The sequence below is a fragment of the Pseudomonas batumici genome (assembly GCF_036585405.1).
GTDB lineage: Bacteria > Pseudomonadota > Gammaproteobacteria > Pseudomonadales > Pseudomonadaceae > Aquipseudomonas > Aquipseudomonas batumici.
Genome location: NZ_CP144470.1, coordinates 5,473,716 through 5,486,343, shown reverse-complemented (window position 1 = coordinate 5,486,343; position 12,628 = coordinate 5,473,716). Strand labels below are relative to the sequence as shown.

10 protein-coding genes are annotated in these 12,628 nt (G+C 65.1%); 3 read left to right on the top strand and 7 right to left on the bottom strand.

The genetic code is table 11. The features are described from left to right. Positions 1-3: 3 nt before the first annotated feature. The 5 genes from NUH87_RS25045 to kdpF all read right to left on the bottom strand — a co-directional run bounded on the left by NUH87_RS25045 (position 4) and on the right by kdpF (position 7,281). A complete protein-coding gene (locus NUH87_RS25045; RefSeq protein ID WP_338523097.1) occupies positions 4-2,655 on the bottom strand; it encodes a sensor histidine kinase KdpD in 2,652 nt (883 codons plus the stop codon). A 143-nt stretch (positions 2,656-2,798) separates the two neighbouring features. Continuing rightward, positions 2,799-3,350, bottom strand: a complete 552-nt coding sequence (gene kdpC / locus NUH87_RS25040; protein ID WP_040065568.1) for a potassium-transporting ATPase subunit KdpC — start codon at positions 3,348-3,350, stop codon at positions 2,799-2,801. Between the two features lie 70 nt (positions 3,351-3,420). Beyond that, complete coding sequence (gene kdpB / locus NUH87_RS25035) at positions 3,421-5,469, bottom strand: potassium-transporting ATPase subunit KdpB (RefSeq protein ID WP_422393958.1); 2,049 nt, start codon at positions 5,467-5,469, stop codon at positions 3,421-3,423. A 16-nt stretch (positions 5,470-5,485) separates the two neighbouring features. After that, the gene (gene kdpA, locus NUH87_RS25030; protein WP_338523095.1) at positions 5,486-7,180 is read right to left on the bottom strand and encodes a potassium-transporting ATPase subunit KdpA; all 1,695 of its coding nucleotides are present in this window, start codon (positions 7,178-7,180) and stop codon (positions 5,486-5,488) included. Positions 7,181-7,191: 11 nt separating this feature from the next. Beyond that, positions 7,192-7,281, bottom strand: coding sequence for a K(+)-transporting ATPase subunit F (gene kdpF, locus NUH87_RS25025; protein ID WP_017128001.1), 90 nt, complete (start codon positions 7,279-7,281; stop codon positions 7,192-7,194). 351 nt (positions 7,282-7,632) lie between these two features. Here kdpF and NUH87_RS25020 point away from each other — a divergent pair, with 351 nt between their 5' ends. From NUH87_RS25020 to xopAW, 3 genes are all read left to right on the top strand, one after another. After that, positions 7,633-8,397 carry a response regulator gene (locus tag NUH87_RS25020; RefSeq protein WP_040065506.1) on the top strand — a complete coding sequence of 255 codons (765 nt, stop codon included), beginning with the start codon at positions 7,633-7,635 and terminating at the stop codon, positions 8,395-8,397. Continuing rightward, positions 8,397-9,443 carry a sensor histidine kinase gene (locus NUH87_RS25015; RefSeq protein WP_338523094.1) on the top strand — a complete coding sequence of 349 codons (1,047 nt, stop codon included), beginning with the start codon at positions 8,397-8,399 and terminating at the stop codon, positions 9,441-9,443. The genes NUH87_RS25020 and NUH87_RS25015 overlap by 1 nt, the downstream gene beginning before the upstream one ends. Positions 9,444-9,556: 113 nt before the next feature. Next, positions 9,557-10,462 carry a XopAW family type III secretion system calcium-binding effector gene (xopAW, locus tag NUH87_RS25010; protein WP_338523093.1) on the top strand — a complete coding sequence of 302 codons (906 nt, stop codon included), beginning with the start codon at positions 9,557-9,559 and terminating at the stop codon, positions 10,460-10,462. 105 nt (positions 10,463-10,567) lie between these two features. Here xopAW and NUH87_RS25005 read toward each other — a convergent pair whose 3' ends face one another. Then, positions 10,568-11,611, bottom strand: coding sequence for an AI-2E family transporter (locus NUH87_RS25005; protein ID WP_338523092.1), 1,044 nt, complete (start codon positions 11,609-11,611; stop codon positions 10,568-10,570). Between the two features lie 125 nt (positions 11,612-11,736). Then, complete coding sequence (locus tag NUH87_RS25000) at positions 11,737-12,555, bottom strand: DUF4892 domain-containing protein (protein WP_338526932.1); 819 nt, start codon at positions 12,553-12,555, stop codon at positions 11,737-11,739. Positions 12,556-12,628: the final 73 nt, after the last annotated feature.

Genomic DNA, 12,628 nt, shown 5'->3' with positions numbered 1-12,628 from the left:
ATATCAGGCTTCACTTTCAATGCCCGGTTGCTCCTGCAGAGGGAGGAACAGGCTGATGCAAGTGCCGTGGCCGTCGATGCCGTCATCCACGCCGATATGCCCGCCGTGCGCGCCGACCATGCCCTGGCAGATCGCCAGGCCCAGGCCCGTACCCTGCCCGCCACGATCGCCGCGGGCGGCGGTGTAGAACATGTCGAAGATCTTGGGCCGCTCATCCAGTGGAATCCCCGGTCCTTCGTCACTGACGGAAAAGAACAGCTCCTTGTCGGTGATACCGACGCACAGTTGCAGGCGCCCCTGGGGCGGCGAGAAGCGCGCGGCGTTTTCCATGACATTGATCAGCGCCTGCTCGATCAGCGCCGCGTGCACATACAGCAGCGGCAACTGCGCCGGCAACTCGGTGCTGACCTGCAAGGGCGCCAGGACCGCCCGCAGCCGGTTCAGCGCACTGCCGATGATATCCGCCGGTGCGACCCAGTCGCGGGCGAGCTTCAACGCGCCGTGGCCCAGGCGGGTCATGTCCAGCAGGTTCTGGATATAGCGGTCCAGGCGCTCGGCTTCGTTACGGGTGCCTTCCAGCAGCTCCTGGCGATCTTCCGGGGGAATCGCCTCGCCCAGGGCCAACAGGCTGTCGATGCTGCCGCGCATGGAGGTCAGCGGGGTGCGCAGGTCATGGGACACCGAGGCCAGCAAGGCACTGCGCAGTTGTTCGGTTTCGCCGTGCAGGCGCGCGGCCTCGAGGTCGTCGGCCAACTGGGCCCGGGCCAGCGCCTGGGCCAGCGGCTGGCTGAGGGCGGTCAACAGGCGCCGGCGCTGCCCGCTCAGGGTCTGACCGTCTTTGGGGCGCACCCCCAACAGGGCCATCGGCCCCTCTTCCACCGACAACGGCCACCACCACCAACGCCCGAACGGCAAGGTCCCGGTGCCCATGCCCGCCGGCTGGTCATGCTGCCAGGCCCAGTCGGCGGCGGCCCGCTCGGATTCGGAGAAGGTCTGCGGGCCGCCGGTCTCGACTTTCCAGCCACCCTGGCCGTCGCGGTTGAGCAGGCACACTTGCAGCTCTTCCCAACCACTGAGGTGCTGGGAGGCGGCGCTGATCACCGCCTGGCGATCGGTGGCCGCCGTCAGTTTGCGCGACAGGTCGAGCAGTTCGCTGGTTTCTTCCTGGGTATCGCGCAGGGCCTCCAGCTGCTGCCGCTGGCGGGCAGCGAGGTTACCGGTGAGCACCGCCATCAGGAGGAAAAACAGCAGCGTCAGGACATCCTCCTCGCGCTGGATGGCGAAGGAGAATTTCGGCGGGGTGAACAGGAAGTCGTAACTCAGGAACGACAGCACCGCACAGGCCAGCGAAGGCCCCAGGCTGCTGCGCACAGCCACCAGCAACACGGCGGCGAGGAACACCAGGGAGATATTCGGCAACGGCAGGAGACTCGCCACGCCCCAGGCCAGGGCCGTGGCCAGGATCGTCGCCACCAGCGCCATCGCGTAGTCGAACCAGACCACCGTTTGCGGGGCGCGGGCCCGCGCGACATGTTGTTCTTCGTCGCGGTCCAGCACGTTGATTTCCAGCCCGTGGGAGCTGCGCAACAAACGCGCGGCCAGGCCTCCGCCAAACACGCGCCGACGCCAGCGTTGACGTGACTGCCCCACCAGCACCAGGCTGGCCCGACGTTCGGCGGCGTGTTGAATCAGGGTCTTGGCCACTTCCCCGGCACGCAGCAACACCACTTCGCCACCGAGGCGCTCGGCCAGTTGCTGGGCGCTTTGCAGGCGCAGGCGCGACTGCTCGTCGCGGACACTGCCGTTGTCTACATGCACCAGGCTCCAAGGTAGATGCCGGCGCTGGGCAACCCGACTGGCATGGCGCACCAGGCGCTCGGCCTGGGAATCGCCGTCCACCCCCACCAGCAAGCGTCCGCGCAGGGCCGGCGCCGACTGGCCGAGGGTCCGGTAACCCAGGGCCAGATCGTTGTCCACCTGGGCGGCGGCCGTTTGCATGGCCAGTTCGCGCAACGCGGTGAGGTTGGTCTGGCTGAAGAACGCGTCGATGGCGGCGCGGGCCTGCTCCGGCACATAGACCTTGCCGTCGCGCAAGCGCTCCAGCAGTTCACGGGGAGGCAGGTCGATCAGCAGCAGTTCGTCGGCCTCCTGCAGGACCCAGTCCGGCAGGGTTTCGCGCACCTGCACGCCGGTAATGCCGCGCACCTGGTCATTGAGGCTTTCCAGGTGCTGGACGTTGACCGTGGTGAACACGTCGATGCCGGCGGCCAGCAACTCCTGGACGTCCTGCCAGCGCTTGACGTGACGGCTGTTGGGGGCGTTGCTGTGGGCCAGCTCATCGACCAGCACCAGTTTCGGCTTGGCCTTGAGCAGGCCGTCGAGGTCCATTTCCTCGAGCATGACGCCGCGATACTCGGAGCGCACCATAGGCTGCTGCGGCAAACCGCTGAGCAGCACCTCGGTTTCCGCGCGGCCGTGGGTTTCCACCACCCCGGCCAGGAGCTTCACGCCCTGGCGCAGTTGGGTATGGGCGGCCTGCAACATGGCGTAGGTCTTGCCGACGCCGGGCGAGGCGCCAAGGAACACCTTGAGCCGGCCACGACCTTCGCGGGGCAGTTCTGCTAGGAGCGCATCGGCGCGACCGGAATCACTCATGTTGTCGGTTCTCACTTATGAAGCTGACACCACCGCCCCTTGTAGGAGCAGAGCTTGCTCGCGAATGGATTTCACAGCCGACTCAAGTGTCGGCTGACTCACCGCTTTCGCGAGCAAGCTCTGCTCCTACAAGGTTACGATGTTTATTTCGAGACTTCGGCCAAGGCCGCATTCAATGCAAGCACATTGACCACCGGCGGGCCAATCAATGGTTGCTCGATATGCATTTCAACCAGTCTCTCGACATCCGCCGCCGGCAGGTTGCGCGCCTGCGCAACCCGCGCCAGTTGATAGCGAATAGCCTCAGGTGGCAAGTGCGGATCGAGGCCGCTGGCCGAAGTGGTCAACAACGCCAAGGGCACCGGCCCCTGTCCGGGCACCGCCTGCTTGGTCGCGTCGTCGAAGATCCGCGTGGCCAGGGCCGGGTTGCTCGGGCTCAGGTTGCTGGACGAACTGGGCACGGTGGCGAAGGCCCCCGCCGAAGGCCGCGGGTGGAACCAGGCGTCACCGGTGAAATCCTGGGCAATCAGCGCCGAGCCACGGACCTTGCCGTCGGCATCGCGCACCAGGCTGCCATTGGCCTGTTCCGGGAACGCGACCTGGGCCACGCCAGTGACCACCAGGGGATAGGCGACGCCGGTAATCAGGCTCATCAGGACCAACAGGCTCAAGGCCGGACGCACTACACTGGACATGTTCAATTCCTCAAATTCAGGGGTACACAACCTGCAGGAGCCGGCTTGCCGGCCCCTGCAGAAAAACGCCTCACACCAGGTGCAACGCCGTCAGCAGCATGTCGATGGCCTTGATCCCCACGAACGGCACCGCGATCCCACCCAGCCCGTAGATCAACAGGTTGCGCCGCAACAGGTGCACGGCACTCGCCGCCTGCACCCGCACGCCACGCAGGGCCAGCGGGATCAACACCACGATGATCAGCGCGTTGAACACGATCGCAGACAGGATCGCGCTCTGCGGGCTGGCCAGGTGCATGATGTTGAGCACCCCCAGCTGTGGATAAATCGCCGCGAACAGCGCCGGCAGGATGGCGAAGTACTTGGCCACGTCGTTGGCAATCGAGAAGGTGGTCAAGGCCCCTCGTGTCACCAGCAATTCCTTGCCGATCTGCACCACATCCAGCAGCTTGGTCGGGTCACTGTCGAGGTCGACCATGTTCGCCGCCTCGCGTGCCGCCTGGGTGCCGTCGTTCATCGCCATGCCGACGTCGGCCTGGGCCAGTGCCGGGGCGTCGTTGGCACCGTCACCGCACATCGCCACCAGACGACCGTCGTTCTGCTCCAGGCGAATGCGCGCCAGCTTCTTCTCCGGGGTGGCCTCGGCCAGCACATCGTCAACCCCCGCCTCCGCGGCGATCGCCGCCGCGGTCAGCGGGTTGTCGCCGGTCACCATCACGGTGCGGATACCCAGCTTGCGCAGCTCGGCGAACCGGTCACGGATGCCCGGCTTGACCACGTCCTTCAGATGAATGGCCCCCAGCAGCTTGCCGTCGGCGCAGACCAGCAACGGCGTACCGCCACTCTGGGCGATCCGGTCGATCTCCCGGGACAGCACCGGCGACAGATCGCTACGCTTCTGGCCGACAAAGGCCAACAGCGAATCCACCGCGCCCTTGCGATACACCCGGCCCTGGTAGTCGACACCCGACAGGCGCGTCTCGGCGCTGAACGGCACGGCGGTCAGTTCGGCCGCCGCCGGTTCGTTCTGCGGATGCAGTTCGCGCAGGTACTCGACGATCGACTTGCCTTCGGCGGTGTCGTCCGCGAGCGAGGCCAGCAAGGCACCCTCGGCCAGCTCCTTGGCGCTGACGCCAGGGGTGGCATAGACCGCCGTGCAGCGACGGTTGCCGAAGGTGATGGTGCCGGTCTTGTCCAGCAACAGCACATGCACGTCACCCGCCGCTTCCACCGCGCGACCGGATTTGGCGATCACGTTCAGGCGCACCAGGCGGTCCATCCCGGCGATACCGATGGCCGAGAGCAGACCGCCGATGGTGGTCGGGATCAGGGTTACCAGCAACGCCACCAGGAACACCAGCGGCAGGCTGCCACCGGAGAAATGGGCGAAGGGCTGCAGGGTCACCACCACCAGCAGGAAGATCAGGGTCAGGCCGATCAACAGGATGTCCAGCGCCACTTCGTTGGGCGTCTTCTGGCGCTTGGCGCCTTCCACCAGGGCGATCATGCGGTCCAGGGTCGACTCGCCGGGGTTGGCGGTGATGCGCACGATCAACCAGTCGGACACCAGGCGAGTATTGCCGGTGACCGCCGAGCGGTCGCCGCCGGACTCACGGATCACCGGCGCGGACTCGCCGGTAATGGCCGCTTCGTTGACGGCGGCGATCCCTTCGATCACCTCGCCGTCGCCGGGAATCATTTCCCCGGCGGATACGCGCACCACGTCGCCTTTGCGCAGGTTGGCGGCCGGGACCGACTCGAAGCTGCCGTTGGCCTTGCGACGATGAGCCACCAGGCCTTCGCTGCCGGCCTTCAGGCTATCGGCGCGGGCCTTGCCACGGCCTTCGGCCAGGGCCTCGGCAAAGTTGGCGAACAACACGGTGAACCACAGCCAGAGGGCGATCTGGGCGGCGATAAAGGTCGAAACCGCAGAGTCCGGCACAAAGCACAGGAGCGTGGTCAGGACCGCCGTCAGTTCGACCACGAACATCACCGGGGCACGCTGCAACTGCCGTGGGTCGAGCTTGACGAAGGCTTGCACCAGGGCCGGACGCCACAGGGCGGAAATCGCGGTCTTGGGCTGCTCGACGACAGCCGGTTTTGTTGCGGGTAGAGGCATATTCATCATTGATTCCTCAGAAGCCCATGCTCAGTTGTTCAGCAATCGGTCCCAGTGCCAGCGTCGGCAGGAAGGTCAGGCCCCCCACCAGCAGGATGGTCACCGTCAGCAGCGTGACGAACAGCAGGCCATGGGTCGGAAAGCTGTTCTGGCCGACCGGTGCGGTCTTCTTCATCGCCAGGCTGCCGGCCAGGGCCAGTACCGGGACGATGTAACCGAAGCGACCGAGCAGCATGCTCAGGCTCAGCATCAGGTTGTGGAACGCGGTGTTGCCGCTGAAGCCGCCGAACGCCGAGCCGTTGTTGGCATTGGCCGAGGTGTAGGCGTACAGCAGTTGGCTGAAGCCATGCGCCCCCGGGTTGCTGATTGCGCCGGCAGGTCCTGGCAGGCTGGCGGCAATCGCGCCCAGTACCAGGGTGCCCACCGGCATCACCAGCAGGGTCACCACCAGCAGTTGCACTTCCCTGGCCTGGAGCTTCTTGCCCAGGTATTCCGGGGTGCGGCCGATCATCAGGCCGGCAAGGAAGACCGCGGTCAGCACATGCAGCAACATGCCATAGAGGCCCGCGCCGACACCGCCGAAGATCACCTCGCCGACCATCATGTTGACCAGTGCCACCATCCCGCTCAGTGGGTTGAGGCTGTCATGCATGGCGTTGACCGAACCGTTCGACGCCGCCGTGGTGGTCACCGCCCAAACCGTGCTGGCGGTGGTGCCGAAGCGGGTTTCCTTGCCTTCCAGCGGAGCGGTCTGCTCCACCAGCGGATGGTGCAGCGCCGGGTTCGGCTGATACTCGGCATACAGCGAGACCGCGCCGCCGATCAGCAGCAGGGCCAGCATGCAGCCCATGATTGCCCGGCTCTGGCGCAGGTCCTTGACGTAATGCCCGAAGGTGAACACCAGCGCCGCCGGAATCAGGATGATCGACACCAGTTCGAGCAGGTCGCTCAGGGCGGTGGGGTTTTCGAACGGGTGGGCCGAGTTGGCGCCGAAGAAGCCGCCGCCGTTGGTGCCCAACTGCTTGATCGCGATCTGGCTGGCCGCAGGTCCCAGGGGAATGACCTGGTCCACGCCCTGCATCGTCACGGCATTGACGTAGTGGGCGAAGCTCTGCGGAACGCCCTGCCAGACCAGGAACAGCGCCAGCACCAGGCACAGCGGCAACAGGCCGTAGAGCGTGGCGCGGGTCATGTCGACCCAGAAGTTGCCCAGGGTCGCCGCCGAACGCCGACCGATGCCACGGCACAATGCGACCAGCACAGCCAGGCCGGTGGCGGCACTGACGAAGTTCTGCACGGTCAGGCCGACCATCTGGCTCAGGTAGCTCAGCGAGGCTTCACCGCTGTAACTCTGCCAGTTGGTGTTGGTCATGAAGCTGATGGCGGTGTTGAACGACAGGGTCCACTCCAGGCCCGGCAGATTCTGCGGGTTGAGCGGCAGGTACTGTTGGAACAGCAGGATCGCGAAGAGCAGCACAAACCCCGCCAGGTTGAAGGCGAACAAGGCCAGGGCATATTTCTGCCAGCTCTGTTCACTGTTGGCATCCACCCCGGACAGCCGATAACAGGCCCGCTCCACCGGCCCGAACAACGGCGTCAGCCAGGTCCGCTGGCCCTCCATCACCTTGTAGTAGAACCGCCCCAATGCCGGTGCCGGCGCAAGCACCAGCACGAGAAACGCCAGGATCAGCAAATAGTCATAACTGTGCATACCTGCCGCTCCTAGTTCCGATCCGCGCGCAACAGCGCAACCAGTAGATAAATGAACAGCGCCACAGCCAACAGCAGTGACACCCCGTCCAGAATGCTCATGGAATTTTCCCCGTGGTACGGCAATGGCCGCGTGTGGGGTGCATTGTCGTGAGGGAGGCCGTAAAGGAACGAGGGCGACGCCCGGGGCGATGCGTAAAGAAGGCGTAAAGAGTGAGTTTACGCAGGCGTTACACCCTAGAATCCGTGGGCCCTCCAAGAAATGGACGACGCGAAGGAAACTCACTGTGTCGGTTTCGATACATAACCGACAAGCGGCCAACATGCGCCGCCTGTAGCTTCTTGCGCAGCTACACTTGAAAGGGACGCGCGCCTGCTGGCCGGGTACCTATCCTGCAACAATCTCGCGGCCCCTCTTGGTGGTTGGCCGCCTACCGGTAGATAATCGCACGCATGCAGAACACTCCCGCTCCTCTGGCTGATGTCAACAAGCCGCTCTCGCCGGGCGATGACAAGCGCTGGAATGTCCGCGCGCTGATCGTCGACGACGATATCCCGATCCGTGAACTGCTGATCGACTACCTGGCACGCTTCAGCATCCAGGCCACCGGTGTCACCGACGGCGCCGGCATGCGCCAGGCCTTGCAGCTCGAAACCTTCGACGTGGTGGTGCTGGACCTCATGCTCCCGGGCGAAGACGGCCTGTCGCTGTGTCGCTGGCTGCGCACCGAATCGGATATCCCGATCCTGATGCTCACCGCCCGTTGCGAACCCACCGACCGGATCATCGGCCTGGAACTGGGGGCCGACGACTACATGGCCAAGCCCTTCGAGCCCCGGGAACTGGTGGCCAGGATCCAGACCATCCTGCGCCGGGTACGTGACGACCGCACCGAGCAGCGGGCCAATATCCGCTTCGACAACTGGCGCCTGAACAGTGTGCTGCGCCAGCTGATCGCCGACGACGGGCTGGTGGTGCCGCTGTCCAACGCCGAGTTCCGCCTGCTCTGGGTGTTCATCGAACGCCCGCGCCGGGTACTCAGCCGCGAGCAGTTGCTCGATGCCGCCCGCGGTCGCTCCATCGAGGCCTTCGACCGCAGCATCGACCTGCTGGTCTCGCGGCTGCGACAGAAACTCGGCGACGACCCGAAATCGCCGCAACTGATCAAGACCGTACGGGGTGAAGGCTACCTGTTCGACGCGAGAGAAATCGGCTGATGCGCGCACGCTTCGACACGCTGTTCGGACGCCTGTTCGGTGTGTCGTTGGTGGCGATCATTCTCGCCCATCTGCTGGCTTTCCTCTGGTTCCATCATTACGGCGGCCCGCCTCCGCCACCGCCGCCGCCTCCCGGCATGATGGACAACTTCGACCCCGACAGTCCGCCGCCCCGCCCGCATCGTCCGCCCCGCCCCTGGTTTGGCGGGCCGCTGGTGCCGCTGACGTTCCAGATGATTTCCCTGGTGATTGCCGCCTGGTACGGTGCCAAGCTGCTGTCGCGGCCGATCCAGCGCCTGAGCGATGCCGCCGAACGCCTGAGTGAAGACCTCAACATCCCCCCGCTGGATGAGACCGGCCCGCGTGAAGCACGGCAGGCAGCCATTACCTTCAACCTGATGCAGCAACGCATCCGCGAACAGGTGCAACAACGCGCGCGCATGCTCGGGGCCGTGTCCCACGACCTGCGCACCCCGCTGTCGCGTCTCAAGCTGCGCCTCGAACAGATCGACGACCTGAAACTCCAGGGCCAGATGCGCCAGGACCTGGACGACATGATCGGTATGCTCGACGCCACCCTCAGCTACCTGCATGAGCAGCGCACCAGCGAGGCGATGCAATGGATGGATGTCCAGGCGCTGGTGGAGTCGCTGTGCGAAAACGCCCAGGACCAGGGTTCGCAGGTCCTGGCCAGCGGCCACTGCGCGCCCCTGCTGGTGCAACCCATGGCGCTGCGCTCGTGCCTGAACAACCTGCTGGACAACGCCCTGCGCTATGCCGGTGACGCCCTGATCACCCTGGAAGACAGCCGCCGGCAACTGCTGATCCGGGTCATCGACCATGGTCCGGGGATTGCCGCGGAGAAGCGCGAGGCGGTGTTCGAACCCTTCTATCGCCTGGAAGGCTCGCGCAACCGCAACTCCGGTGGCGTCGGCCTGGGCATGACCATTGCCCGGGAAGCGGCCCAGCGCCTGGGTGGCGAACTGACCCTGGAAGAAACCCCGGGCGGCGGCCTGACCGCCGTGGTGTGCCTGCCCCGGGCCTGAGTGCTCTGTGTAACAACCGGTACAAAACCCACATACCCACGACACCTGGGCCTTGGAGGCTGCACAGGCCGATGCACCGCCATCGGTTTTGCCAACACTTAGGGAGTGTGCACATGAGCACGATCAGTAGCGTCAGCAACTACTCGAGCTATACCGGTTACAACACCAGCAGCACGACGGCGACGCAACGCCAGCAACAATTCCAGAAGCAGCTGCTCGCCAAGCTCGACACCGATGGTGACGGCTCCATCAGCAAGGACGAACTGAAGGCGGCCCTGTCAAAGAACAGCGACAGCAAACTGCTCAACAACCTGAGCCAGAACTTCGACTCGCTGGACACCGACGGCAGCGGCACCCTCAGCCTGAGCGAACTGTCGGCGATGAAGCCGCCCGCCCATGGCGACCAGGCGCCCGACACCAAACTGGCCGATGCCCTGCTCAAGGCCCTGGACACCGACGGTGACGGTTCCGTGAGCAGCAGCGAGCTGGCCGCCGGGCTGACCAACGCCGGCATCACCACCGACAGCGCCTCGCTGTTCAGCGCCCTGGACACCGACAACAGTGGCAGCATCAGCACCAGCGAACTGGCCTCCGCCCTGTCCGCGAATCAACCGCCACCACCGCCACCCTCGATGTCCGCCAGTGACCTGTTCAGCCAACTGGACACCAATGGCGACGGCAGCATCAGCCTGGCCGAATTGACCAGCGCCTTGCAGGGCAGCTCGACCAGCAGCTCCACCACTGGCACCACCGCCAGTACCAGCAGTACCAGCAGCACCGATAGTACAAGCAGCACCAGCAGCAGCCTCAACGCCACGACTCTGTTGCTCCAGGCCCTGGCCAGTGCCAGCAGCACCAGCAACACCGGTACGGGCACGGGTTCGGGCAGCAACAGCCAGACCGCCCAGGAGAACATCGCCGAGGCGTTGAGTCGGTTGATGGTCAGCCTCAATAGCCAGACCGCAGACCAGAGCAGCACCAGCACCAGCACCAGCAGCGTCACCGCCGCAGCGGCCTGATCCGCTCTCTTGTAGGAGCGAGCTTGCTCGCGATGGTGGTTCTGACAACGCGGGGCATCAGATACCCCACGTCATCGTTGACGTCCATCGCGAGCAAGCTCGCTCCTACTCGCGCCGCGACTGGCTCGCACTCCAGTCGATCAACAGGCTGTAGGCCACCGCCAGCAAGGTCGGGCCGATAAACAGACCGATAAAGCCAAAGGCGATCAAGCCGCCGAACACCCCCAGCAACACGATCACCAGCGGCAGGTTGCCGCCACGGCTGATCAGGTACGGCTTGAGCACGTTGTCCACGCCACTGATGATGAAGGTGCCCCAGATTCCGAGAAACACCGCCATTCCATACTCGCCTTTCCAGGCCAGCCAGGCCGTGGCGGGAATCCATACCAGCGGTGGCCCCATGGGAATCAGGCTGAGCAGGAAGGTCGCGATCCCCAGCACCAACGCCCCGGGGATACCGGCAATCAGGAAACCGATCAGGGCCAGCAGGGCCTGGGCCGCCGCCGTGCCGATCACACCGTTGACCACCCGTTGCACCGTGCCCGCCACCAGTTCCTGGTAGTAATCGGCCCGTTCGCCGATCAGCCGCTCCAGCAGGCCGTGGATAAAGGCCGCCAGCCGCGGACCGTCGCGATAGAAAAAGAACACGAAGACGATACTCAGGGTCAGCTCGAGTATCCCGCCGCCGATCTGCGCACTGCGCGCCAGCAACCAGTTGCCGACCTGCCCCAGATAAGGCTTGATCGCCACCAGCATGGCCGCGCCCTGCTGGTCGATGGTGTTCCAGATGCCCACCAGCCGTTCGCCAACGATGGGCAAGGTACCCAGCCAGGCCGGTGCCGCGGGCAACCCGTCGACCTGGACATCCTTGATGAAGGTCACCGCATCGCGCACATGGTCCGCCAGGTTGAGCCCCAGCCACACCAGCGGGCCGGCCACCAGCAACATCCAGCCCAGGGTCAGCAGCCCGGCCGCCAGGGACTCGCGATTCCCCGTTACACGGGTCAACAGGCGCATCAACGGCCAACTGGCAAACGCCAGCACGGCGCCCCAGAACAGCGCCGACCAGAACGGCGCCAGCACCCATAGGGTGGCACCGAACAGCACAAGGAGCAGTATCTGCACCAGCAGACGATCATTATTGGGCATGGGTATTCCAGACAAAGAAGGGCAATGAAAGCGTAGGCCAAGCCTGGGTCAGGCGTTTACCGACAGACGATCCGGCTCAACCGGAAAACCGCATGATCGTCTCTCGGAGGCGCTTCGTACAGCCGCTACCGCAGTAATTCGATGTGCAAACCGCTGGAGGTGACGTTCCCCACTTCCAGGCGTGCCGCCCTCACCCCCTGGGCCATCAGCCCCTGACGCCAGGCCTCGGCGGACGCCCCCGAGAGGCTGACCCGCAAGCTCGTGTCCAGGTTCAGGCCCCGGGAAATCAGGGTGACCCAGGTGGCCTGGGGATCGCCGACCAACTTCGGCAAGTCGAGCTTGCCGGTATCGCGCAGTTCACGCAGCAAGGTCGCGGAGGTGGGCAGCAACTCCCCCAGCGGCGAGGCGGACGCGAACTGCTCCACATGCAGGTAGGCCCGGCGGTTGCCCCGGGTGATGCTGTACAAGGCCACCAGCGAATTGTCCGCCGGAGCCGCCAGGCGCAGCAGCAGGTAAGCCTGCTGGTCGTCCGCGCCGGACAAGACGGCATTGCCGAACACTTCATTGGCCCACAGGCTGTTTTCCCCGCAATCGCGGGCCTGGCACCAGAACAGCAACTGCGCGCCCTGCTTCTGCAAGGCTTCGCGCGCCGCGGTGAAGGCCTCGTCGGCCCCGTGTTCGGGCGGCAGCTCGTAGGTCACCGAGGTCATCTGCCCGCGAGCACTGACCTGGGCATCACTGCGCAGGCGGTTGCTGATCTTGCGGATCGCGCCCTGTGGATAAATCCGCTCCAGCTCGGCCGGCGCCCGATAATCGACGATCTGCGCATCGGCCAGGCGCGGCACCAGCGCCAGATCGTGGCTGCCCGGCACATCGGCGGCGAAAAGCGACGAACTGGAACAGGCCATCCCCATGGCACAGGCCAGGGCTGTGGATAACTTCATCATCGGATAGACAGGGCCTGAACGGTAAGCACGATGACCGGAACAGGACGTGCCGGAACAGGACGACTCAAGG